Annotated in this window: 23 protein-coding genes and 1 pseudogene; 6 read left to right on the top strand and 18 right to left on the bottom strand. The window is 63.1% G+C overall.

Annotated elements, in window-relative coordinates; all coding sequences use genetic code 11:
- Positions 1–53 precede the first annotated feature (53 nt).
- Positions 54–1,733, top strand: coding sequence for a 2-isopropylmalate synthase (gene leuA, locus LPA35_RS18790; protein WP_228898127.1), 1,680 nt, complete (start codon positions 54–56; stop codon positions 1,731–1,733).
- Positions 1,734–2,187: 454 nt separating this feature from the next.
- Here leuA and LPA35_RS18785 read toward each other — a convergent pair whose 3' ends face one another.
- From LPA35_RS18785 to LPA35_RS18745, 10 genes and pseudogenes are all read right to left on the bottom strand, one after another.
- Positions 2,188–4,011 carry a DUF3363 domain-containing protein gene (locus LPA35_RS18785; RefSeq protein WP_370641467.1) on the bottom strand — a complete coding sequence of 608 codons (1,824 nt, stop codon included), beginning with the start codon at positions 4,009–4,011 and terminating at the stop codon, positions 2,188–2,190.
- A gap of 606 nt (positions 4,012–4,617) precedes the next feature.
- Positions 4,618–5,130 carry a S26 family signal peptidase gene (locus LPA35_RS18780; RefSeq protein WP_228898124.1) on the bottom strand — a complete coding sequence of 171 codons (513 nt, stop codon included), beginning with the start codon at positions 5,128–5,130 and terminating at the stop codon, positions 4,618–4,620.
- Positions 5,127–5,657: a DUF2840 domain-containing protein gene (locus LPA35_RS18775; RefSeq protein WP_370641466.1), complete on the bottom strand. Its 531-nt coding sequence runs from the start codon at positions 5,655–5,657 to the stop codon at positions 5,127–5,129. The genes LPA35_RS18780 and LPA35_RS18775 overlap by 4 nt, the downstream gene beginning before the upstream one ends.
- Positions 5,654–5,917: a chromosome partitioning protein ParB gene (locus LPA35_RS18770; protein ID WP_228898122.1), complete on the bottom strand. Its 264-nt coding sequence runs from the start codon at positions 5,915–5,917 to the stop codon at positions 5,654–5,656. The genes LPA35_RS18775 and LPA35_RS18770 overlap by 4 nt, the downstream gene beginning before the upstream one ends.
- The gene (gene parA / locus LPA35_RS18765) at positions 5,914–6,618 is read right to left on the bottom strand and encodes a ParA family partition ATPase (protein ID WP_228898120.1); all 705 of its coding nucleotides are present in this window, start codon (positions 6,616–6,618) and stop codon (positions 5,914–5,916) included. Before parA ends, LPA35_RS18770 begins: the two co-directional genes overlap by 4 nt.
- Positions 6,619–6,875: 257 nt before the next feature.
- A pseudogene (locus tag LPA35_RS18760) lies at positions 6,876–7,700 on the bottom strand (replication initiator protein A); the annotation flags it as partial.
- 27 nt (positions 7,701–7,727) lie between these two features.
- Positions 7,728–8,030 carry an AlpA family transcriptional regulator gene (locus tag LPA35_RS18755; RefSeq protein ID WP_228898113.1) on the bottom strand — a complete coding sequence of 101 codons (303 nt, stop codon included), beginning with the start codon at positions 8,028–8,030 and terminating at the stop codon, positions 7,728–7,730.
- A gap of 92 nt (positions 8,031–8,122) precedes the next feature.
- Positions 8,123–8,719 carry a DUF2285 domain-containing protein gene (locus LPA35_RS18750; RefSeq protein WP_228898111.1) on the bottom strand — a complete coding sequence of 199 codons (597 nt, stop codon included), beginning with the start codon at positions 8,717–8,719 and terminating at the stop codon, positions 8,123–8,125.
- The gene (locus tag LPA35_RS26195; RefSeq protein ID WP_370641473.1) at positions 8,676–8,855 is read right to left on the bottom strand and encodes a hypothetical protein; all 180 of its coding nucleotides are present in this window, start codon (positions 8,853–8,855) and stop codon (positions 8,676–8,678) included. The genes LPA35_RS18750 and LPA35_RS26195 overlap by 44 nt, the downstream gene beginning before the upstream one ends.
- Positions 8,856–9,029: 174 nt before the next feature.
- Positions 9,030–9,371 (bottom strand): DUF2958 domain-containing protein, encoded by a 342-nt coding sequence (locus tag LPA35_RS18745; protein WP_228898109.1) that lies wholly within the window; start codon positions 9,369–9,371, stop codon positions 9,030–9,032.
- 148 nt (positions 9,372–9,519) lie between these two features.
- On the opposite strand from LPA35_RS18745, the gene LPA35_RS18740 reads away from it, so the two are divergent.
- Positions 9,520–9,810 (top strand): helix-turn-helix domain-containing protein, encoded by a 291-nt coding sequence (locus LPA35_RS18740; RefSeq protein WP_228898107.1) that lies wholly within the window; start codon positions 9,520–9,522, stop codon positions 9,808–9,810.
- Between the two features lie 45 nt (positions 9,811–9,855).
- Here the strand turns inward: LPA35_RS18740 and LPA35_RS18735 are convergent, their stop codons facing one another.
- From LPA35_RS18735 to LPA35_RS18715, 5 genes are all read right to left on the bottom strand, one after another.
- Positions 9,856–10,203, bottom strand: coding sequence for a DUF2958 domain-containing protein (locus tag LPA35_RS18735; RefSeq protein WP_228898105.1), 348 nt, complete (start codon positions 10,201–10,203; stop codon positions 9,856–9,858).
- Positions 10,204–10,873: 670 nt separating this feature from the next.
- Positions 10,874–11,182 carry a DUF736 domain-containing protein gene (locus tag LPA35_RS18730; RefSeq protein WP_228898103.1) on the bottom strand — a complete coding sequence of 103 codons (309 nt, stop codon included), beginning with the start codon at positions 11,180–11,182 and terminating at the stop codon, positions 10,874–10,876.
- A gap of 504 nt (positions 11,183–11,686) precedes the next feature.
- Positions 11,687–12,151: a thioesterase family protein gene (locus LPA35_RS18725; protein ID WP_228898101.1), complete on the bottom strand. Its 465-nt coding sequence runs from the start codon at positions 12,149–12,151 to the stop codon at positions 11,687–11,689.
- A gap of 235 nt (positions 12,152–12,386) precedes the next feature.
- Positions 12,387–14,435: a ParB N-terminal domain-containing protein gene (locus LPA35_RS18720; protein ID WP_228898099.1), complete on the bottom strand. Its 2,049-nt coding sequence runs from the start codon at positions 14,433–14,435 to the stop codon at positions 12,387–12,389.
- Positions 14,436–14,530: 95 nt separating this feature from the next.
- A complete protein-coding gene (locus LPA35_RS18715) occupies positions 14,531–15,358 on the bottom strand; it encodes a DUF932 domain-containing protein (protein WP_228898098.1) in 828 nt (275 codons plus the stop codon).
- Positions 15,359–16,045: 687 nt separating this feature from the next.
- Between LPA35_RS18715 and LPA35_RS18710 the strand changes: the two genes are divergently transcribed.
- Positions 16,046–16,243 (top strand): hypothetical protein, encoded by a 198-nt coding sequence (locus LPA35_RS18710; protein ID WP_218299976.1) that lies wholly within the window; start codon positions 16,046–16,048, stop codon positions 16,241–16,243.
- A 286-nt stretch (positions 16,244–16,529) separates the two neighbouring features.
- Here LPA35_RS18710 and LPA35_RS18705 read toward each other — a convergent pair whose 3' ends face one another.
- The 3 genes from LPA35_RS18705 to LPA35_RS18695 all read right to left on the bottom strand — a co-directional run bounded on the left by LPA35_RS18705 (position 16,530) and on the right by LPA35_RS18695 (position 19,402).
- Positions 16,530–17,768 (bottom strand): hypothetical protein, encoded by a 1,239-nt coding sequence (locus tag LPA35_RS18705; RefSeq protein WP_228898097.1) that lies wholly within the window; start codon positions 17,766–17,768, stop codon positions 16,530–16,532.
- A 58-nt stretch (positions 17,769–17,826) separates the two neighbouring features.
- Positions 17,827–18,636 carry an NYN domain-containing protein gene (locus tag LPA35_RS18700; protein ID WP_228898095.1) on the bottom strand — a complete coding sequence of 270 codons (810 nt, stop codon included), beginning with the start codon at positions 18,634–18,636 and terminating at the stop codon, positions 17,827–17,829.
- Between the two features lie 337 nt (positions 18,637–18,973).
- Positions 18,974–19,402 (bottom strand): hypothetical protein, encoded by a 429-nt coding sequence (locus LPA35_RS18695; protein WP_228898093.1) that lies wholly within the window; start codon positions 19,400–19,402, stop codon positions 18,974–18,976.
- On the opposite strand from LPA35_RS18695, the gene LPA35_RS18690 reads away from it, so the two are divergent.
- The 3 genes from LPA35_RS18690 to LPA35_RS18680 are packed head-to-tail and all read left to right on the top strand — an operon-like array spanning position 19,401 to position 21,943.
- Positions 19,401–20,861 (top strand): aldehyde dehydrogenase, encoded by a 1,461-nt coding sequence (locus tag LPA35_RS18690; protein WP_228898092.1) that lies wholly within the window; start codon positions 19,401–19,403, stop codon positions 20,859–20,861. The two genes, LPA35_RS18695 and LPA35_RS18690, sit on opposite strands and share 2 nt — an antisense overlap.
- Complete coding sequence (locus LPA35_RS18685; protein ID WP_228898091.1) at positions 20,858–21,373, top strand: hypothetical protein; 516 nt, start codon at positions 20,858–20,860, stop codon at positions 21,371–21,373. Before LPA35_RS18690 ends, LPA35_RS18685 begins: the two co-directional genes overlap by 4 nt.
- A 3-nt stretch (positions 21,374–21,376) precedes the next feature.
- A complete protein-coding gene (locus LPA35_RS18680; protein WP_228898090.1) occupies positions 21,377–21,943 on the top strand; it encodes a thiamine pyrophosphate-dependent enzyme in 567 nt (188 codons plus the stop codon).
- Positions 21,944–21,963 lie beyond the last annotated feature (20 nt).

Raw genomic sequence — 21,963 nt, 5'->3', positions numbered from 1 at the left:
CCTCTACAGCCATTTCCCCCCGCGTTGACAATCTTTTCTCAATGGAATTCCCAATGCTTAAGAATCCTGAAACCAAGTACCGTCAATTCCCTCCGGTCGGACTCACCAGCCGGACTTGGCCCGATGCCGTTATTACTTCTCCGCCGATTTGGTGCAGCGTCGATCTGCGCGATGGCAACCAGGCCCTCATTGAGCCGATGAACATCGAACGCAAGCTCCGGATGTTTCAACAGCTGGTGGCCATCGGGTTCAAGGAGATCGAGGTAGGATTTCCTTCTTCTTCTCAAATTGAGTTCGACTTCGTGAGAAAGTTGATTGAAGAAGACCTGATTCCTCAAGATGTCACGATCCAGGTACTCACACAAGCCCGTGAGCCGCTCATCCGGCGTACGTTTGAGGCTGTTCAAGGGTGCGGAAATGCCATTGTCCACCTGTACAACGCAACAGCACCGATCATGCGCAAGGTGGTTCTTGGCCTTGATGAAGATGGCATTGTCGAACTGGCAACATCGAATGCTCGTCTGTTTTTGGAGCTTGCATCGCAACAACCCAGGACACGATGGACGTTTCAGTATTCGCCAGAAATGTTCTCTGGTACTGAGCTCTCCTTCAGCAAGCGTGTAGTGGATGCCGTTACGGCGGTATGGGCACCAACACCTTCACATAAGTGCATCATTAACTTGCCTTCAACTGTCGAGCATTCCACGCCGAATATCTTCGCTGACATGGTCGAGTGGATGCATCGGAATCTGGAGCGCCGTGAAAGTATCGTGCTGTCCATCCATCCGCACAATGACCGGGGTACCGGAGTGGCTGCCGCCGAGTTTTCGCTCATGGCAGGCGCGGACCGGTTGGAAGGGTGCCTCTTCGGCAACGGCGAGCGCACTGGTAATTTGGACCTCGTCAATGTGGCGCTGAACATGTATTCGCAGGGCGTCGATCCGGGGCTGAATTTTTCCGATATCGACGAAATCCGCAGAACTGTCGAATACTGCAATCAGTTGCCTGTCCACCCTCGTCATCCGTATGTGGGGGATTTGGTCTACACCTCCTTTTCGGGTTCTCATCAGGATGCCATAAAGAAAGCTCTTTCGGCTCGGCGCGAGGGGGATATCTGGGAGATGCCCTACCTCCCTCTTGATCCGAAAGATTTGGGTCGGTCCTACGAAGCTGTGATTCGAGTGAACAGTCAATCCGGTAAGGGAGGCATCACATACTTGCTGGAGAGCGAATACGGACTGGAACTTCCAAGACGACTGCAAATCGAGTTCAGCCAAGTTGTGCAGATGGCGATGGATGCCAGTGGCAAGGAATTCTCCGCGCATGACATATTTGATGTATTTCAGAGCGAGTATCAATTTGCCGCAGCTGCTCCGGTGTATACCGTAGACCAAGATAAGTCGAAAGGATTGGCTGCGAGGGAAGTGAAAGCTGATGTGGTGCTTGGTTCGATACCTGCAACGGTGACTGGCTCGGGCAACGGTCCCATAGATGCCTTCGTGAACGGGCTGGCGCAAGCCCTGGAGAAGGACATCCGAGTGCTGAACTATCACGAGCATTCGATCGGCTCGGGGTCAGACGCGCAGGCCGTCTGCTACATGGAGTTGCGCGTCGGCGAAAAATCACTCTTCGGTGTAGGTACGGATTCAAATATTGTCACGGCATCGATCAAGGCGATAGTTTCAGGCGTTACGCGGGCAACTGAGCGCGAGCCTATTCGGGAGCACAAATGAAGAGCCCAGAAGCTCGACAAGCACAACTGACGCTATCGCCAAAAGGCCCATCAGAAGGGTTCAAGCCCCAATAGATTGAATAACGTGCGAACTCGCAAGCTGGCTTTTGGTGTGCCTGAGGAGATCCCCGTAGCTTATCCCCACAGTCTTCGAAACGGTTCAGCCTGTCCGGTACGCGACTAGCCAATTCCCGGTTTGGAGATCCGGATTGAGCATTCATAGCTCAAACTAGACCAACTGAATCGCCCGGCGCGATTTGACCTTAACGACTGGCTTTTCAGTGCAGCACGGCAATGCCGGTTTGCTCATGTGCATAGATACTTGCCGACAAACTAAAGCAAAGGGTAGAAATGAGGACTTTTAGCCACTCGGCACGGAAATCTTCACAGACTCCTTTCTCTTGGTGCGCCCCTGACCCCTATCCGTGCAGTCGGAAGCACGGGTAGGCGCGAACTTATAGCCCCATTCCCCGCGGACGTGTCAAGTTCCAATTGACATTCGCTCCTCTAATTTCGGCGCTAAGTCGCTGGCCTAACCGCTGATCGATGACGGACCTCCACGGAACAAGACAAAACGCCGTTCCCTCATCCAGCATGGCAAACCGGCCACTGGCTAACTGGGTGGACCGGCGATAAATACCGCTGACGGTTTCGCCATGCCGTACAGGCCGCCACATCTTTCCAGTTTCCTCTTGAATTTTTTGGCCCACCAGAGCAAGTTCGCGATCCCGCAGCGTTGCCAACAAATCGCGCGCCAACGTCATTCGCTGCCCAATGCGCTCGGCGAGCCCCTCCTCCACAAGGAAATCAATTCGCCGAGACGTCGCGTCCCTCACCTGCGCCCCGAACCCTTGGGTGGATGGAAGGGGCCGACCGCTCGCCACCAGTCCTCGGTCCAGCCAGGTGGACCCCACGGCCTTGATCTGCTGCTCCAGGGGCAGGTGCGATCGCAAATCGGCGGTGTACTCAGCGTCCTTTTGCACCCCCTTTTGCTGAACCCTCTGCAGCAAGTCCGCCGGCACGGTCCAGACACCATCGGCTACGCGCTCCACAATCCCTTTGCGACGCAGCGCTTCCAGCCTGCGCACGTGGACCTCGACCATTGCCTGCGGATCCTCATTCCCGGCCTGCAATAGCTGTGCGAGATGATGGACCGTGGTGTAGACCCCGTCCTTTGCTACCGCCATCATCGTGCGGTCCACCGCACGCTCCAGCGCCTGCGGTTTGCTTTCAACAATACCGCCAACCGGCAGCTCCGCCAGATCGGTGTTTGCCTGCAGCCGGAGGTAATGCGCCCGACCGTCGATACCATCCACTACCAAGTAGGGCCGATCGTGCAGTTCGCCATCCAGCCCCTTGGCCGCAATGCGCCCCACCACGGTTACATCCACCGGCAAATCGGTCACCAGTTCCCTCTGCTCTCCCTTCATCGCCCGGTGCATGGTGCGCAGGATGTCGCCGCGATCCCCCATGGCCACGAGCGCCTGCTCCATCCGCGGCACCAGGCGCCACCGGTGGGCATCAAGGCGCTCGGCCAGTGCCATGGCTTCAAGGCGCTGCAGCCGGACGCGCAGCAGGTTGAGGCGCTGCGTTCCCAGGGGTACAGGGATACGGCCGAGAGTCTCCGTCAGGTCCACAACATCCGCCACAGCCTGGCGCTGCAGTTGCCGATCCAGCCCTGTCCATCGCTGCTGGTCCACTTCGCGCTGCTGGCTCTGCCGCATCTCCAGTTCGGTGCGCGGCCCCAGCCATTCCGTGGCCAGCTCGCAGGCACGCTGGCGCATCCCATGGGCCATGTAGTCGGGCGCGATGACTAGGTCCGCTCCCCTGCCCTCGCCCGAACGCCCGCGCAGCACGACGTGGGTGTGCGGGTTGTCCGTATCCCAGTGGTCTACGGCCACCCAGTCCAGGCGGGTTTCCAGATCGACGGCCATGCGCGCCATCAGCGTGCGCGTGTAATCGCGCAGGTCTTCAAGCTCCCCGGCATCCTCCACTGACACGATGAAGCGGAACTGGTGGCGGTCCCCTTGGCCCCGCTCCTCGAACGCCTGCAGGTCTGCGGCATCCGTGTCCGCCCCGTAGGCCTGCCCCTTCTGTCCATCTCGGGTCGTGCCGTCGCGTTCGATGTAGCGCAGGTGGGTGGAAACCGATCGAGTCCCCGCTTTCTTGAGCACAACAAAGCGTGACTTGATGACCACACGCCGTGCGTTCCTGTCCAGTCCCTGGCCCGCGATGCCGGCCGCCACGCGCCCCCGACCGAACGTGGACGCAGGACGCATGCCCTGTGTCCCTGACGCCTTGGCCCCGGCCCTGGAAACCTCCTTCAGCACCCGGCTGATCAGGCGCGGCGACCGTGGTCCAGGACGCGACTTCGGCGCGCCCGGCCGGACCCTGAACCGCCCCTCCTCCGGTCCGACCTTACGCGTGGCCATGGAGCCCACTCCAGCGCGCATGGGCGCAAGGGATCGGGTACGGCACGCGCCAAGCACCCGCTGCTGGCCGAGTCCTGCCCCGGCACGGCACTGCATGCGACCAGCCTGGTGCCGTGCCCAACCCACGTGCAGACTGGCTTGGGGGGCGCATACGTGCCGTCCCTTTTATCTTGCCCTCCGTCTCCGCCTCCCGCATCCGCTCCCGGCTCCGCCCCGCCGCCAGCCACGCGCCGAGTTCGAAACGCTGCCCCAAAGGCAGCGAAGGTGCAGCAGGCGCTGCACGCTGGCGGCAAAAATTTTGCACGGTGGTGTGCAACCCAAGCACGTGTGTCGGTGCAATTCGGCAGCATCTGCGGCGTAGTAAAGAGCACGCTCGCAATGCAGGCTGAGTACAGTCCCGCACCAGACGTGGACGCACCACACAGTTTGCGCAGACGCGAAAAATAGTACCGTTCATGGCGTACCCCAGGTCCACAACGGATGCGCGCTGCCAATCACTGCTGACGCATCGACAGGACCGAAGTAGCGGCTATCGAACGACGCCGGATGGACATTGCTGAGCAGGAAAAACTCCCCAACGGCAAGCGTTCGGCACTGTGCCCAAGGCGACAGCAGCCGGCCCGTACCATCCTCCGCAAGCACCGCCGCCACGGCCATGCCATCGATGCGCACACCCCCTGCCCTCACGCACACCGACTGCGGAGCCACAGCGCCTATCCGCTTGAGCAAAGGAACGTCCGCAGACAGGTATCCGCGCTGCGCCGCGAGGGCCGCCACACCCGCAGGAAGGCGGGCCAGCACGACGCCACCGACATGCAGCGAGTCAGGCGATCCAATGCGGTACCAGCCACGGGGCACGCTGTCGCTGGAGTTGTAGACCATTCGCAGCGGGAATTGCACCACCGCTGGAGCACACAGCGCAGCGACGCCGATGCTCATGCAGGCCAAGGCCATGCGGCGATTCATCGCAGCGCCTCGCGCGCAAGGTGCGCCGCATGCCGCTCGGTCGTATACACCGGCAGCGGTTGGCGTGCAGCCAATCGGTTGCCCACTGTGCGCCAGTAGGTGGCGGCAACGGTGCAGGGGTTTATGCCCAGTACCTCGATGGCATCAATGGCCGCAAGCACCGCCTTGACCTGCCTCTCGCCATCAGCACGCAGCAGTATGCGCGCGCCCGGCAGCACACCCGCTACGCGCTGCACGTCTTCGAAAGGCGTCGGCGCCTGCATCACCAGGAGCTGCCAGAGCACCGTTCCATAGATGTTGCCGATCCACTTCACACGACAGCACACGGTACCCGGCATGAACATGGCCACGCGTCGCCAGCGATCCAGCACGATCTCCACCGTCGGCTGACCAAACCGCAGCCAGACGTTCACCCGGTCCTCGACGAATGCGAGAGAAACGCGCATGCGGGTGGGGCGCTGCGGCACCCTCGCCTGCAGCGAAATCTGCCGGATAGCTGACACCGGATGGAATCCCGGCGCCGTCATGCCCCGTCCTCCGGATACTCGCGCTCCAGCAGCTCGCGCAGCATGTCCGCTGCTGTGATGCCGCGCCGGAACGCAACCATCTTGATGCGCCCGCGCAGCGCTGGCGTCACATCGATGGTGAGCCGCGCGGTGTAGATGGAGGCCTTGGCGGGGATCTCGGGAGCATCCGCCTGCCGCACCCAGGTTGATGCAGGATCCGCACCGGGCCTGCGTCCGATCGGTGCCCGGTGCGGCTTTGCCGCTGGCTGGGGGATGGTCATCGCAGTACCTCCCGCACGGCCTGAGCGAGCGCCACGATCTCGCGCGCAGCCGCGCACTGCGGCGCGACTTCGCATGCCAGCCGCCCTGCGGCCACGCTGTCGGCGAACACGATGCGCTGCGAGACTTGAGTCTCCAGTGCGGCGAAAGGCTGGTCCGCGAGCGCTGCACGCGCTTCACGCCCGATCACCGTGCCGACCACGCGCCGGTTGATCACGAAAGCCGCGCGCAGTTGCGGCCGGAACACCCGGGCCTCCGTGATGAGCTGCACCATCTCATCGCTGGCCCACACGTCGTAGGCGCTGGGCTGCACCGGGATCAGCACCAGGTCGGCAGCCAGCAGCGCGGAGCGCGCAAGCGCCGCGACCCTTGGCGGCCCGTCAATGACCACAAAATCCGCCTGCAGGGCGATCTGCGGGGCTTCCTGGTGCAAGGAGTCCCGGGCCAGCCCGAAGACGCCATAGAGCCGCTCCTGACCGCTCTGGAGCCGCCGTTGCGCCCAGTCGAGGGCGGAGCCCTGCGGATCGGCATCGAGCAGCGTCACGCGGTTGCCGTCCAGGGCCAGCTCGCCCGCCAGGTGGGTGGCGAGCGTGGTCTTCCCCGCCCCACCCTTCTGGTTGAGCAGGGCTATCACTTTGCCAGGGCGATTGCCTTGCTTTCCTGGTGGAAAGTTTTGGGGTTCTGGATCTGCCTGATTTGCCATCGCAGAACCATTGCTCAAATCTTGAGCACCTGCTGTTCGCGCGCGCGTGACTTCCATTTATGTATCCCTTTAGATGTTTAGGGAGCGCCCAAACCGTTGCTAGGCGTGGCTTTCCGGTCGATCGGTGCGGGCGATCCACCGATACTTTTGCGAGTGATCCCCCGAGTGCCGTGCGGGTGATCCACCGACCCCGTCCCCAAGCCATCCACAGGTTCTTCAACAGAATCTGTGGACAACTCGCTTCGGGGTCGGTGGTCCGGATCGGGCAGAAAGGCCAGCCACTCGATGCCACCACTGCGCTCGATGGACAGCCAGTAGCCCGGCAGCGCTTGGCGCCGCGCCAGGTGGCGTACCTGAATTGCAAAGTCGGAGGGGCGCTGCAGGCTCCCGGACTTCAAGTGCAGGTGGCGCATGTCGAAGCGCCATCCCGTCTGCTGTCGCCCACCGTGCTTGCGCACCAGTCGGTACAGCCAGCGCTCAATCCCCCCGGAAAGCCGGAAATACGTCGGATCGAGCGTGAGCACCAGCCCCTCGTCCATCACGCCGGTAAAGAACCAGTCAGCCAGAATGAGTTCGATGCCGTCGGAACGCCCCCCGGGCTGGACATACTCCTTCCACTCGTTGATCCAGGAGAAGCGGTGCACGCGCATGGCACCGTTCGGGCGCTCGCGCTGGCGCAGCGTCGTGGCGACGGTGGTGGACTGCAGCCGGTCCAACGCTGCGCGCAGCGCCAGGTAGTCGCTGCGGCCGGTTCCCCGTTGCGCGAAGCGCAGGATCTCGTAGGGCGTGGCCACCATCAGGCGCGAAGGCGCAATGCCTTCCTTCTTGGCCTGGATGATCTGGCTCGCAGCCCAGATCAGCACATCGGCATCCCAGATGGTGGCGATGCCGTGCTCGGGCACGCCCTCGACCGTGAGAGAATTTCCCCCCGCTTCAAATCGGATCGGCACAATGCGCGGCGACTTGGCAAGCGAGAAGAACGGATAGGCCATCAGGTCCTGCGCGTCGCGCAGCGCCATGTCGCCGCCCGGCAGCGCGCGGAACAGCGAAAGCTGCTCGCGTTCGTTCGGGCGCTTTGACATCCGTGGTGCCTCTCTCGTCCGGTCAGATCAACGGACGGAGTCACGCTGCACGTAGCCGGGGTCCGAGGTCATGCCGTAGGCACGGCCATCGGCCCAGGCACGCAGGTCAGTGGCCGCATAGACCACCCGTGCGCCGAACTTGCGGAAGCGCGGACCTCCCCCCAGAACGCGCTGCTTCTCCAAGGTACGCGGAGAGAGCCGCAGAAAGGCGCCCGCTTCTTCGGTGGTCAGGAACTCAGGATTTGCAGAAGCTGCAGGGACAGCCGCGGTAGTGGACTGCGGCGCAGCCAATGCAGCTGCACGGGACTGAAAAGAACTGCCAACGGCCATGACGGACTCCATCGCTGTCGATAGGCCGCAAACCATTCGCGGCCCGATGGAAGCAGTCTCGGAAATCGGACCCGATCCAGGCAGGGAGAGATTCAGCGCACCGGTTCGTCTCCGGGCGCCCTTGCAGCGGGATCCAGCACACCCGCCAGAGACAGGTACCCGCCGTTCATGAAAGATTCGGCCCGCCGCAGCAGGTGGCGCACCTGCGCACGCAGTTCGCCATCCTCGTGCCAGCGCAGTACGACGGCTTCGAGGCCGAACAGGGCCTGGGCGATGTCGCGATGCGACGCTCCTGACTGTGAAGCATCGAGCGCCTGGAGGGCGCGCAGGTGCAGCAAAGCGGCACGGGTGGCCGCCCGCACGTGCGAGATCTGAGGCGCATGGCCTTCCAGGGCCTGTGCCTGTTCGCGGTACCCGTCGAGCTGACCGCGAAGACCCGGAGTCAGTGGCACAGCGCCCGCATAGGCATCACCATCCTCCAGCATGCCTGAGAGCGACAAGCGCATGCGCAGCGCGCTGATATCTGCGGTGAGTGCCAGGTCGTGGCCGTCCATCGCCAGGCGCTTGCGCCCCGGGATGCGCCACAGATCGAACCGACGGGTTGCGGCACCGTGCGCATGCACGGCACGCACATGCAGCAGCCCGTCAGGGGACGACAGCCACAACGGGTGCGCAACCCGCCCGTCCAACGCAGGATCTTCGGCGACATCGCAACCCCCAGCGGGCAAAGGACACCACGCGCTTGCGTCGGGCCCAATCCGCGCTGTAGCCGGGGTGGCGACGCAGGTACTCCCACGCGAGGGCTGGAGCGTCGAGGTCCAGCACGTAGAGATATGCGGCTGACACACCCCACGGGGCATGGGGAAGATCTTCGGGGGTGGGTGTGGTCACGGAATCCTCCAGCAAAAAGGGGAAACCTGCCACAGAGGGAAAGTTACAGGGTCGCTATCTCGGCGACGTCACGTCGCGCACCGGGCGATCGAGAAAGGACTGTGTCAATCAGTCGTTGATCGAACCGTCGCGCTGCGCATCAGACAGGTAGCCAGAGAGCGTCTGGCGGGGCTTGAAATGTGGATCCACCACGATGCGCATGCCTCGTGGACCCCGGACACCCTCCAGGGAGAAGAGGCTGACATGCCCCAGTTCTGGACTCCCAGTGCCTGCATCGCACAGTCCGAACGCTCGGTCTCCATCGACATCCAGCTCGGTCAGCAACCACACGGCCCCAGCATCCAGCGTGTAGAGCTTGACGACCGGCAGGGGATCCAATGCCTCACCACGCGCACGCGCTGCGCCGTTGGTCAACATCTGGCTTTGCTGTTCGTTGGTAAGAAATGTCATTAGAGGTATCCGTATGGCGGAATACTACTTCGACTGTTCGTCGGCCCGAGTCGGTGAGAACGCAATTGAGTGCGCGCCCTGCAAAACTCATTTTAATGAGTTAAAGATAACGTGGTTTTAATTGCTGTGAAACACAAAGCTCCCTGGCATGCAAAAGCCAGGAGTACAGCGCGGGCGCCCCACCGGCGCGACGACGTTTGACGCAGGTCCCGCACGGGCCTTCGGCGACGCCGTGCGCCACCTGCGCACTCTGGACGGCACCGCTCAAGAAACGCTGGCACACCTTGCCGGTATTGAGCGATCGCACATGGGCAAGATCGAGCGTGGGGAGCACATGCCAACGCTGGCGTTGATCCTAAAAATCGCGCGGGCGCTAGGCCGTAGCGCCAGCGAACTGATGCAAGAAACCGAAGCCCGTTTGCCCATAAGCAAGGCATGAAGCGATATTGGCCGTTCGCACCCGCTGGCGGCCAACGCGTTCCGGCTACGCCACAATCCGCCCCGCAAGACCCGCCTCACGCGCGTAGACACTCAGCCGCTTCTGCGGAGTGAAGTGCAGGTCCCGCTCCACTGGAAGCCCCAACCGGCCGCGCACGGTCGCAAGTTCTGCCAGGCTGACCCAGCCCAACTCGGGATAGCCCAGACCCAGGTCGCACAGCCCAAACACATGGTCGTGATCGTCGGGGTCCATCTCGATCAGCAGCCAGGTCGCACCGGCGTCCGGGGTGAACAGCTTGACCACCGGAGCGGGGTCGAAGTTTTCCTGTTCGAGGGACTGCCGGCCATTGACCAGCAGTTGCGCGCGCTGTTCGTCCGTGATGAGCTTCGTCATGGTCTTCTCCTTGGAAGGAATCAGGGCGGGATTGCCCCAGACCGGAAGCAGCACGGCGCAGCGCAGCCGTCAGGGTTCGAAGACGGCCGCCAGGACGCCAGCGTGCACCGCACGCGCAGACCTTGACGACGAGAACGGCGTGATACGGTGAAGGGAACAGCAAGCCAGCCCCGCCCGCCAAACAAGTCGGTCATCGGAGACACCGTCCTCCCTGCCGATCCGGCGAGCCGGTTCGGCGGTATCGAAGGGGGCGCCAAGCCCGGCGCGGCGGGGATGGGCCGCAGGTCGATCCCCAGGAGGCAAGCACAGCGCGCAGCACCGCAGGGGCGAAGGCGTCAGCGATGAAAGCCCGTAGGGACGAGACGCCACCAGCGGCTCGGTGCACAGCACGCCAGCGCGGTCCGGCCAGGCCGGAGACGCACAACTCAGTAAAGCCACAAAGACACATTGACGCAAAACCCCAGTCCCGAGAACCCATAACGACGGATATACGGAAACCCGCAAAGCAGCAAATACACAGATCCAACAATGCGCCCATCCGCAAACACGGATGAACGCTTTGTCGTACTTCCGTACTTCCGTACTACCGGGCGAAACAACGCACGCACCGCCCTCCCCTCCAAAGAGACGGGACAAAAGCGCCCCGCTGCGCGGGGCGCCAAGGACGACGTCAGTCGCCCTTGCTGCGCGACCATATCAGGTTGTGCGCACCATCCTCGCCTTCGACCAGGCGGGCATAGAGGGTGGCAGGGAACGACGGATCATCCAGGGTCACGGACACGTAGGGGCGCTCCGCCTTGCTGAGTTTCTTCCACGCTGCGCCGATCTTCAGTCCGTTGCTGGCGACGACACGGTAGTCCGGAGCGTTCTCGCTGGCCTTGTCGCTGGGCACGAGCCGGACCTTGACGTTGAGCGTCAGGGTGCGAACCGTGCCGGTGTAGCTGCCGTTCTGTGTGGTGAAGGTGCCGATGTTGGCCATGATGAAGTCCTTTCGAGGTTGTCTAGGTCGCGCCCATCGCGGCCTTGGCGTGATCCGATGGGCGAGGGTCGGGCGCGCCGCATCCCGCAGCGAAGCAAAGGGGCCGCAGCGCAGCGAAGGACCGGGAGGCCCGAGAAATTTGCCGCGCGAGGAATCCGCGCAGCGGAGGGGAAATTTGTCGGGCCGGACGGTTGCGGCGAAGAAGCCCGAGGCGGTGCAAACGAAGTGCAGCACCGCCGTGCCCGAGCCAGGATTCAACGCAAATACAAGGCTGCTGTGGGTGTGATCCTGTACCGAAAGGGTTCATGGCCCCGGCACCTGATCAGTTCACAGTCGCGCAGCGCTTGCGGCACAGCGCCCGAAGCGATTCACGCCAGCCGTCACCGACGCTCAAGCGCCGGGCGATTCACGTTCCGAAAAACCCAGCAGCTCGTCCTGCGCACGGCCGCGGGAGAAGGTCAGGAAGTCGTCCTGGCAGTACGGACGCATGCTCGCATCCACGGGCTATCGCGCCATTCCCATGTGCAGGTGCACACGCTGAAGCGCCTCGACCTTGGCCGCAATGTGCGTCTCGATAGCCGCCCGCTGCACCGCCACCAGCGTGACAGTGGCCTCGCACACGACTTCGCCCGTGTCGCAGGCCTGCACACGGAACGTCGCGCTCCGCTCCCCCATCCGTTCCAGCCATCCGCGCAGCCGCACAGAGGATCCTGGCGGGATCGGTCCTCGGTGGTCGATGCGGATCGTTCGGCCCACCACCACCTCAGCCGCATCGACATGCTGCTGCATTTCCCGGATGCAGATGGATTCGATCACCGCCACCAGGTACCCCGTGGCAAGGCATTCAATCAGCCGCTCGGCATAGCCGCTGCCGTGTGGCAGCCGGGCAAAGAGCGACTTCGCCGTCTGGTCCGCCGGTACGGTATAGGACTCTTCAAAGAATATCTCGCTGACGCCTTGGTGGTTCATGGGTTGTCCGGGGTGTTGTCACAAGCCAGATCAGCGCAGGATTGCGAGTGATCGGTGCTGGTCGATGCTCCCTTGACCCGCAGACTCCTCCCACCCACCGCAGCAAGTTCTGGCGTACCCCGTCGCTCTGGGCGCAGCGGGCCTGGTGTGCCGGAAGTCCCAACGCGCGCGGCAGACCTGCCGCGCGCGTCGCGCCTATGCGAAAAGCCCCGGTCCACCGGCCGGGGCTTCATGCTCACGCCACAGCGTGTGCGTCCTCGTGGACCTCCGAATCGGCACTGCCGCTGGCATCGGCGCTGACATCGGCATCACCCCCGACCTCGCGCCCCGCCCCTGCCTCGACTTCGACAGCCGCTTCCTGCCCCCGGAACATCACCGGCAGCCACCCCGCCCCCGCAGCCAGCCGCTCGGCCTCGCTCGCAATCTCGGCCTTCCTGAGCTTGCCCAGCCGATTCACCTGATCGGGCGCAAACACCTGCACCGCTTCCAGCGCCTTGGCTTTCGAGACATGCTCGAAGTAGCCTGCGGCAGTCGGGGTCCACCAGTCGTGCATGTCGAGGTTCACCGCCTGCGCGAGCGCAGTGGCGGGAATTTCTCCCTCCTGCGAAGCCAGGGCACTGACTGTTGAAGCCACGCACACCGCCAACAATGACAGCAGTTCCTGCTGCGGGAAAGCCAGCAGTTCGGCGAACAGCGCGTCCGAATCGTTGGACAGGCGATGGGCCCAGGCCTCCCGCACCTTGCGCATGCCCACAGCTGCGGGGGCGTCGGCCATGTCGGGCGCATACAGTCCAAGCCCATCCTGCGGCGTCGCGGAAACATTGACTGCCGAGTCCCCCACCCCGTAGCTCTCCACGATCACCCGCAGCGCAAGGCGGTGCACCAGGGCCACCAGCGCAACGTGGGGATGCCGAGCCACCTCGGCCTGCAGCGCTGCCGTGCGGTGCGCGCTGAGGCGCTTGGCCAGCTTTTCCGAGATTCCTGACTTGGCGGGCTCGTCGGTGTCGGCATCCGGGTTGCCACCCGCCCCGCCCTCTTCCTGCCGAGCCTGTTCCCGCAGGGCCTTGGCCTGTTCATCCCGCAGCAGGCCACGGTGCACCACGACCCCTCCCATGTGATCGACCGACACCACGGCTCCGGCCAGCGTTACCACGGCAGCCGGGTATTCGACCAGTTGGCGTTCCACGGCCTCCAGCTCATTGCCGAGTGCGTCCATGGCGTCCTGCAGCGCCTGCGCCTGCTCGTCGGTCATGTCCTCGTTGTCGTCGTCCAGTTGCTCCTGCAACTTCGCCCGCTGGTCTTCCAGCTTGGCAATGCGCTTGGCCTCGGTCTTGGTGGGTTCCCGGCGTGTACAGCGCGCCCGCTGGAACTGGTAGAGGTCGGATGCGGTGGCACGCGGCGCCAGATCCACCCAGGCCCAGCCTTCGGCACGCAACTGCTCGGCCAGCGGAGCGAGTTTGTCCCGCGCCAGCGCCTCCAGCAGCGCGCCATCGGTCAGGAAAATGTCATTCTGCTCATCCGCGAACAGGTCACGCCGGATGGCACCGCCCGCCTGCTCGTAAGCCTCCAGCCCGACAAAGCGCGCCACCGCATCGCGGCTGGCGTCGATCTCTTCGCTGGTCAGGTGGTCGCGCAGCGCGTCCGGGCTGCGCTGCCATTGCGGCGAGTCGTAGAACGCAGCTTCCTGCGCCGCATGGTCGTCGGTGATGGCCAGCGCCATCAACTGCTCCAGCGTCACGGCCTGCGTCCCGAAGTCGGCCAGCAGCCGGGGCGACACATTGGCAAGCTTCAGGCGGCGCTGCACCACCAAGGGTGTCACACCGAAATCAGCAGCGATGTCCTCCAGGGGCCTGCCTTCAGCCACAAGGTCTTTCCAGGCAAACAGTTCTTCGATGGGGGACATGGCCTCACGCTGGACGTTCTCGGTCAGGCTCACGGTGCGCGCTGCATCATCCTGCACCAGCAGGCAATGGACTTCATGGTCCTTCGCCAGCTTGCGGCGCTTGACCAGCAGCTTGAGCGCTGCAAGGCGCCGCCGTCCGGCCACCACTTCGCAATGCTCGCCATCGGGCGCGGCCACCATGGTGAGGTTTTGCAGCAGGCCCACACGGGCAATGCTGGATGCGAGTTCGGGAATCGACGTGCCGCCACTCTTGCGGACATTGCGGCTGGAGGGCCGCAGCTTGGACAGTGGAATCAGCAGCAGTTCCTGCGAAGCCGCCATGGCGGCGGCGGTGCTGCCCGTGGCGATAGCTTGAGTTTCTTGAAAGGTAGCGGTGTTCATGATGAAGCTCCTATCGGTCAAAGAAAGGGAATGAGAAAAAGGGAAGCGAGAAAAACAAGGAATGGCAGGAGGGGCGGCGCCCCTCCGAACGAAGCTCAGGCCTTGAGCTGGCGCATGCCATCGGCCAGCAGCCACAGGGCGCGGTTCAGGCGCAGGTTCTGGTCAATGCCCTGCACGGGCCGGGTGCTCTGGCGGCGTCCGTTGGCGGCGCGGGCGCGCAGGCCGCCCTTGATGAGGTTTTCTTGGGTGCGGTTGAACACGCTCCACAGGTCGCGGCGGTCGTCGTCCGTGCGGCGCGGCATCAGGATTTGCGTTTCCGTGATGGGTGCGGGCTTGGCCGGGTCGTCGTACTTGAGGGTCAGCGCTGCGCGGGCGAACACCTCCGACTCCCTGGCGTCCAGGGTGATCGCCTGCATGGATTCGCGGGATTGCTGCGCCTGACCGAAGCCATTCAGGACTTCATACGCGCCCTCGATGACCTGCCCCGCCACATCGCCCTTGTGGGGCACGCGCACATCGGCAACTGTGTCGCCGCACACCAGCCCGTTCTGGCAGACGAAGCGGAACATGCCCGCAAGCATCTGGTAGCTGCTGGTCCCGTCATGGGAGTTGAGCAGGATGATTTCGTTGGCTTCGCGGCCATTGATCTGGCTGGCATGGCGCAGCCGGATCATGTGTTTGGTGAAGTCGCGCCGCCCTTCCTGGCGCACACGGGTCTGGCAGACCATGAAGGGTTGGAAGCCCTCCCCTCTCAATTCTTGCAGTACGGTGGCCGTGGGGATGTAGCTGTAGCGCTCGGAGCGACTGCCGTGCGGGGCCTGCGCAAAGATGGACGGGGCCACGGCCCTGATCTGGTCATCCGACAAGGGATATTCGGAGCGAAGTACCGGCGATTGCGGTGTGAAACGGGATGCGAGTTGCATGGTGATTTCTCCTGACGAAGTTGGCTGTTGAAAAAGCCTCACCGGATTCCTAGATTCAGAGCCCTCTTCGGGCTTCCGGTGGGGTCGGCACGAAGAACCCGGTTGGCCTCGTTGCCACCGTCTTTCCTGAGTTCATCGCCCGCGACGGTCAGGAGCGCGCGGCCGGGTGCCGTCAAGGAGACAAGCGCAGGGTTGGTGCGGCCCGCAGGCGCAGCCGAGGACACGGCCCTGCGCGCCTTGACGGCACCCGGCCGCGGGCTACAGTCGCGAGCAAGGTGATGGATTCAGGAAAGATGGCTGGACAGGCAACGGCCCGCTTTCCACGCCGACCCCACGCAAGCGAAGCGCGCAGCGCCGCAGGCGCGAAGGCCGATCCGGCACAGCCGGTTCGGCGGTGTCCCAGGGGCGCCAAGCCCAGCGCGGCGGGGATGGGCTGCACAGCCGATCCCCTGGAGGCAAGCGAAGCGCGCAGGCCCGGTTCAACGAGCCGGGCCGAAGGCGTCAGCCGAGCGAAGTGAGGGAACGATGGAAGCCCGTAGGGGGCGAGACGCCGCAGGTGGCTCGATGCGCAAGCACGACAGCGCGATCGGCCAGAGACGCACAGACCATGCATCCAGCTCCCTACGATATGGGACCATGGCCTTATGAGAGTCACTTGCTCTCCGCCTAGGCACAATGACACCTGCCATGGAAATACAAGAATTGCAGGACGATGAACTGATTGCCCAAGCCCAAGAATGGCGGCTGCGGGCACTGCGCGGGGAGAAGGAAGCACGCGGCATGGCGCACGAGCTGGAGCGCGAAGTGCGCAGGCGGTTCGGCAATCCCCAAGCCGAGACGCAGCACTCACTCAAAGAGGTGCGCGTGCTGGGAGAGCTACCGTAAGGACTGAGCAGCGCCGAGTGCCTTGAACCACTGCATCCCCCACATCAGCAAAAGACCAGCGCAGCCAGGAACAGCCGATCACCAGCCAGTCGATGCCTCGGCAATCATCAGGCTCGACGGGAACAGACTTCGCAGAGACCCGCCCCGTCACCTGAGAGCAACCCATCCAGGGCTTGCAACCAGGCGCCGGAGCAGGCGGATGCCCGGACCTCAGGACATCTCGTACGGGAGAGCACTGGACTCCAATCCGTTCCGCAGAGGTGCACAAGGAAAACCCCAGAAAACCTCACTCGGGCCACCACAGCGGCCGATCCGGCGCCGCGCCTTCGGCCCGCAACGCGTCGGCAAGCCCATGCACGGGATCCTTGAGACTGCCGCGCATCAGGGCGATCCATGTATGCAGGGCCTCGTCCTCTGACCTGTCGCCTGCGATCACCTCCAGGCGGGACAACATGTCCAGGACACGGTGATAGTCTCCAAGCGCCTCCACAACGGCAAGGGCGCGCGGTAGCTGGGATGCCCGGGCTTCCCGACGCTCGGCGCGGGCCTCTTCGGCAGCGGCCGTGATACGGCGCGCAAGATCGGCTTCCTGCTGCGCCTTCGCCCGCATCGCGGCTTCCTCGGCCACAAGCTTCGAGCGAAGCGCCTCTGCCTCAGGAAATGCGATCAGAGCCTGGGTGATCTCGGGGAGGCGTTTCTCCATCTGCTCCCGGGTCCCCGACCACTGGCGGGCAATGGCGCTCCAGTCTCGCTCCAGCTTCAGCTTGTAGGCATCAAGGGCCCTGTACTCCGCAGGCTCATAGAGGACGCCCTTGCGCGGGGGCTTGATGATTTTTTCCGCCTGCTCGGCGAAGTTCAGGCAAATCGAACCTCCCGCCCTGCGGATCTCAACCGTGTTACGAGAACCCTTGCCGCTGGCAACGATCTGGCAACCTCCCGCGATAAGTCTGCGAAGCAGCGCCTCGTGGAAACGAAGAATCCAGTCAATGTTGGCCGTCGTGGCGGTGATGCGCAGGCAACCTTCGTCGGTGATGTACCGTCCCATCGACATATGGTGTCCTGTGATGCCGCCGAAGAAAGGCCGCCCCTGAGCCGCAGCACGTTCCCTGTCCCGTGCCCGCTTCTGCTCCTCGCGCTCGATGGACTGGAAAAAGCGTGCCGTCTTGGCCACCAGCGGATGGCAGTTGTCGAGTGAGGTCGGTATTTCGATGGGCGACACGGCAATGCCGTGTTTCGCGCGTGAGAAGGTTTGCCGGACCTGCTGGAGTCTCGTCGCGTCCTCCGACCGTGCCACCGTCGCGCCCTCTTCCGGCAAACGGATCACGGAATCCACATCAGCCGGCGGCAACGGTGTGGGGAGACTGGGCTTTCCAGCCGCATGGCGGGTCCAGAAGCCGACAGGCGGCACAGGAATGTTGTACCTGCGGCAGAGCTTGGACAGGCCGACGTCCGACAGGCCCAATTGAGGCCCCAGATGCCGGAGCGGTGTTTTCCAGACCAGCCCATAAAGTTCTGAACGCTTCACCGATACCTCCTCGGTTACGACACGAAAGAACGCACCAGCGCTGACCCAAGCCAGAGCCCTACACGCGCGGTGCCTCCATCTCTGGGGCACTCTCCGTCTTGGGCTGCAGGCTCACCGACCAATGCCCTCCCGGCTCCTGCTGCGGCGCCAGCAGGTCGTACGTCTTGACCATGTTCAGCAACCCGGAGTGCCCGTACGTCTGTGGAGAGAAGGCCGGATCGGTGCGCTTGAGGTATTGGCCGAGGGCGCCAAGGCCCACCTTGCCTTCCGAGGTGTCGCTGGCAAGAAGCGCCACGGCCTCCACAAGGAAGCGTGGCCTCCGCTTGACCACGGACTTGGGAGGCTCCTGCTTGGACTGATCGGCGTGGGGCGGCTCTGGCTTCGCCGCGGGCTTTTGAGCAGAGTCGAGGACCTGCTCGGCGGGCGGCGCGGGACGTATCCATTCGAAGAACTGGTCGCTGGCATTGCGCAGCGCATCGGGCGTCTTGGGCTCACCGACGATGCACACCGTCGCTCCACGCTCTCGCAGCTTGCGGCACAGGTAGGCAAAATCGGAATCGCTGGTGACCAGGCAGAAGGTGTCCGCTCTTTCATCGAAGAGCGCTTCCAGCGCGTCCAGTGCCAGGGCGATGTCAGCGGTGTTCTTTCCGGCCGCGTACTGGTACTGCAGGCACGGCGTGAACGCCAGGCGCACCAAGGCATCCTGCCATTTGTTCGCCAGTGTGGCCTGGTTTCCATAGCCGCGACGCAGCACGACACGACCAAACTGGGCCACCATGCGCAGCGCGTGTTCAAGGATTTCAGGCGAGACGTTGTCGCAGTCGACCAGCACTGCAACGCGGGTCTCTGTGGTGGGGCTGTTACTCATCCGGAATGCTATGCAGGAATTTTGACCCCACACGGTAGCCGATTTCAAGCGCTTCCCCGTGAATGTTCGGTCTGATCTCTGGGTTGGAAATCGCATTTGAATTGGGCTCCCATTGATCTCAGCCGTCGCTTTCAGGCTGAGCTGAGTCATTCGCGGACGTAGGCCTGGACGACGGCGACCTTGAAACTGCGGTCATTGAACGTCGATTGGCTCGACCGACTGCATCTGCCTCAACACCTGCCGCTCGACCGTGGAGTTCGAGAGACGTAGTTCCATGAGGCTTCGATCTGCATAGGAAATCCTAGCCGACTGACTGCGGGCCCTACACGATTGCCCATCAAGCAATCCAAATACATGTGCGCAGACCTTGAATCAACACCGAAAAGGGATTGCAAGAGGCTTCGATCCATACGTACTTGACCTGGACGTGCAGCATTGTCTTGATCGCAAGCAGGGAGCTTCCGGCCTGAATGGTGAAGCCAGCGTCACGTGCGTTCCCACCCGACCGCTCGTTCCATCGACCGATAAAAACCGGCGCCTCATGGGTTTTCCAGAGTGGTTTCGTAGCAGTTCTTCGCTTGATGCTGTCGACGTTCCTGTCGAGCACAAGGTGCAAACATTGCGTGATTTCGTCCATGCAGAGCTTTCCACGCTCGGAAAAGCCTTCCACGTAGGTCCAATATTCGGAACAAATTTCATTCAGCTTGGAAGAGGTTGCCGGGTAAAGCACATTACCCGTCACCAAAAGTCCGAATGATGGAATCATGTCTGAACAAATCGAAGTAGTGCGATTCCCGATGCAGATCGGTGGAAAGGCGCACAACCCGTGCGGTGGAGAGTGGATCGGTTCGCTGAATCCGGCAACCGAAGAAGTCTGGGCAATGATTCCCCGCGCAGGAGCGGAGGATGCCGAAATGGCTGCAGCGGCCGCGCATGAGGCGCTGCGCGGCGCATGGGCGAAGCTGACGCCCACCCAACGCGGTGCCCTGATGTTCCGCCTTGCGGACCTCCTGGAACGGGACGCGGAGCTGCTCGCGCAACTGGATGCACGCGACAATGGCAAGCCCATATCCGAGCTGCGCAAGCAATACGCCTACCTGCCTCAGCATTGGCGTTACTTTGGGGGCCTGGTTGACAAGCTTGAGGCCCAAGTCATCCCGGTCGACCGCAATGGGGTTTTCAACTTCACGCGCCATGAGCCCGTGGGTGTGGTCCTCGCCATCACCCCCTGGAACTCCCCGCTTGTCATCGCCTCGTGGAAGATTGCTCCTGCCCTTGCTGCAGGCTGCACGACCATCGTCAAGCCATCTGAGCATGCGTCGATTTCCACGCTGCACTTTGCCAAGCTGGTGGCTGAGGCCGGGTTCCCGGCCGGTGTAGTGAATGTGGTGACTGGCTACGGGCACGAGGTCGGCGAGGCACTGGTCGCTCACGCGAAGGTCGCGAAAGTCTCCTTCACAGGGGGGGAAGCTGGCGGGCGCGCCGTCTCAACCCTCGCGGCGAAGCACCTCAAACCCACGGTGATGGAGCTGGGCGGGAAGTCGCCGGTCATCGTCTTCGACGATGCGGACCTTGACCGGGCGGTTTCGACGGTTGCCGCCGGCATCTTTTCTTCCAGCGGTCAGTCCTGTGTCGCAGGTTCGCGGCTCCTGCTGCAGGCGGGCATCTACGACGAGTTCCTTAGACGTCTCATCGACCGGGCTCGTGCCATCGTCGTCGGCGATCCTCTTTCGGCCGAGACGGCGATGGGACCGATCACGACCCGCGCCCAGTTCGAAACAATCCAATCGCACCTTTTCGATGCGCACGAGCAGGGAGCAATCTGCGCGTTCAAAGGGGACCGCTCTTCGAGTTTCCCTACTGGTGGCTTGTTTCTGCCCCCTCATATTTTTACCGGCGTTACCCCGCTGATGCGAGTGTGGCGTGAGGAGGTCTTCGGGCCCGTGCTTGCCGTAATGCGCTTCGAAACAGAAGCGGAAGCGGTCGCAATAGCCAACGATTCCCCCTTCGGTTTGGCGGCCGGATTGTGGACCCGCGATCTGGACCGCGCGTTGCGGCTGCACAAGGAACTCGAGGCGGGGACGGTCTGGATCAACAGTTACCGCGGGGTGAGCAGCATGACCCCGCTGGGCGGCTTCAAGAGATCCGGCTTCGGCCGCGAGAACGGGCAGGAGGCTGTGCGCGAGTTCCTGCAAACCAAGAGCGTATGGATGGAGTACCAATGAACGACACAACCCAGCTTCGGGGCGCATCCATCCTGAACGCCCTGAAGGGCGCAGGAATCGAGTACGTCATTTCTGTCCCCGACCTGACCACCTCCGAGGGTGTCCTGCGCCCGCTCGCCAAAGATGCACATCTCAAGCTGGTCCGGGTATGCCGCGAGGAAGAAGCCATTGGCATTTGCGCGGGGCTCCTGGCGGGCGGCAAGCGCGCGGCCATTTTGATCCAGTACACGGGATTCATGGCGTCGATGAACGCGATACGCGCCATCGCAATGGAGTACCGCCAACCAATCTGCATGTTGGTGGGCCTGCTGTTCGCGGACGCTCCCGAGGATCCCAGGCAGTCCGTGAACTACGGGGTCAACCGAATGATCCCGTTGATCGAAGCGCTGGGTATGCCGTATCAACTGGCGAGGAACGACGACGAAGCCGCCGCCATTGCACCGGCTCTCACGCAAGCTTTCGAACGCAGTGAACCCCTCACCGTCCTCATTACCCGCTATCCCAGTGCCTAAGCCATGAAACGTGACGCTTGCTTCCGGCTGCTTGCCGATCTTCTGCCCCACGACATAGTGGTGTCCACCTACTCGTCTGCCTTCGAGTGGCTCGCGATTCGGCCCCACCCTCTGAACTACGTGGCCGTGGGCGCGATGGGCTTGGCGTCCTCCCACGCGCTGGGCCTGGCGCTGGCCATGCCGCAGCGGCGCATCGTGGTGCTCGACGGAGATGGCAGCTTGCTGATGAACCTTGGAACGCTGGTCACCATCGCGGCGGCCGCGCCGAAGAACCTCATCCACTTCGTCTCGCGCAACGGAAGCTACGAAGCGAATGGTGGGCACCCCATCCCGGCACAAGGCGTTCTCGATTTTGTCGGGATTGCGCGCAGCGCGGGATACCGCCATGCCGAATCGTTCTCTGCGCTACCGGCCTTTGCAGCCAGGGCCGAGTCGCTGTTGAGCGCACCCGGTCCGACGTTCGTCGAGCTTCATCTCGAAGCGGGTGATACCTCACCTGCACCTGACTATGAGCACATTCATGGCGAACGCGCACGCCGCGAATTTGCTCAGGCCCTCAGAAGTAGCTGACCCATCTCGGCTTGACAAAA

The sequence above is a fragment of the Acidovorax sp. Leaf73 genome (assembly GCF_916855635.1).
Lineage (GTDB): Bacteria > Pseudomonadota > Gammaproteobacteria > Burkholderiales > Burkholderiaceae_C > Acidovorax > Acidovorax facilis.
Note: the sequence above shows the minus strand (reverse complement) of the source record. Positions and strands in the feature narration are given on the sequence as shown.

What these genes read in the sequence shown, in the direction of transcription:
- leuA (WP_228898127.1), top strand. Translation starts at nt 54, where the DNA reads ATGCTTAAGAATCCTGAAACCAAGTACCGTCAATTCCCTCCGGTCGGA.
- LPA35_RS18745 (WP_228898109.1), bottom strand. Translation starts at nt 9,371, where the DNA reads ATGACATTTCTTACCAACGAACAGCAAAGCCAGATGTTGACCAACGGC.
- LPA35_RS18710 (WP_218299976.1), top strand. Translation starts at nt 16,046, where the DNA reads ATGGAAATACAAGAATTGCAGGACGATGAACTGATTGCCCAAGCCCAA.
- LPA35_RS18685 (WP_228898091.1), top strand. Translation starts at nt 20,858, where the DNA reads ATGAACGACACAACCCAGCTTCGGGGCGCATCCATCCTGAACGCCCTG.
- LPA35_RS18740 (WP_228898107.1), top strand. Translation starts at nt 9,520, where the DNA reads ATGCAAAAGCCAGGAGTACAGCGCGGGCGCCCCACCGGCGCGACGACG.
- LPA35_RS18730 (WP_228898103.1), bottom strand. Translation starts at nt 11,182, where the DNA reads ATGGCCAACATCGGCACCTTCACCACACAGAACGGCAGCTACACCGGC.
- LPA35_RS18720 (WP_228898099.1), bottom strand. Translation starts at nt 14,435, where the DNA reads ATGAACACCGCTACCTTTCAAGAAACTCAAGCTATCGCCACGGGCAGC.
- LPA35_RS18695 (WP_228898093.1), bottom strand. Translation starts at nt 19,402, where the DNA reads ATGATTCCATCATTCGGACTTTTGGTGACGGGTAATGTGCTTTACCCG.
- parA (WP_228898120.1), bottom strand. Translation starts at nt 6,618, where the DNA reads ATGGCAAATCAGGCAGATCCAGAACCCCAAAACTTTCCACCAGGAAAG.
- LPA35_RS18770 (WP_228898122.1), bottom strand. Translation starts at nt 5,917, where the DNA reads ATGACCATCCCCCAGCCAGCGGCAAAGCCGCACCGGGCACCGATCGGA.
- LPA35_RS18715 (WP_228898098.1), bottom strand. Translation starts at nt 15,358, where the DNA reads ATGCAACTCGCATCCCGTTTCACACCGCAATCGCCGGTACTTCGCTCC.
- LPA35_RS18700 (WP_228898095.1), bottom strand. Translation starts at nt 18,636, where the DNA reads ATGAGTAACAGCCCCACCACAGAGACCCGCGTTGCAGTGCTGGTCGAC.
- LPA35_RS18725 (WP_228898101.1), bottom strand. Translation starts at nt 12,151, where the DNA reads ATGAACCACCAAGGCGTCAGCGAGATATTCTTTGAAGAGTCCTATACC.
- LPA35_RS18755 (WP_228898113.1), bottom strand. Translation starts at nt 8,030, where the DNA reads ATGGCCGTTGGCAGTTCTTTTCAGTCCCGTGCAGCTGCATTGGCTGCG.
- LPA35_RS18785 (WP_370641467.1), bottom strand. Translation starts at nt 4,011, where the DNA reads ATGCGTCCTGCGTCCACGTTCGGTCGGGGGCGCGTGGCGGCCGGCATC.
- LPA35_RS18780 (WP_228898124.1), bottom strand. Translation starts at nt 5,130, where the DNA reads ATGAATCGCCGCATGGCCTTGGCCTGCATGAGCATCGGCGTCGCTGCG.
- LPA35_RS18690 (WP_228898092.1), top strand. Translation starts at nt 19,401, where the DNA reads ATGTCTGAACAAATCGAAGTAGTGCGATTCCCGATGCAGATCGGTGGA.
- LPA35_RS18775 (WP_370641466.1), bottom strand. Translation starts at nt 5,657, where the DNA reads ATGACGGCGCCGGGATTCCATCCGGTGTCAGCTATCCGGCAGATTTCG.
- LPA35_RS18680 (WP_228898090.1), top strand. Translation starts at nt 21,377, where the DNA reads ATGAAACGTGACGCTTGCTTCCGGCTGCTTGCCGATCTTCTGCCCCAC.
- LPA35_RS18735 (WP_228898105.1), bottom strand. Translation starts at nt 10,203, where the DNA reads ATGACGAAGCTCATCACGGACGAACAGCGCGCGCAACTGCTGGTCAAT.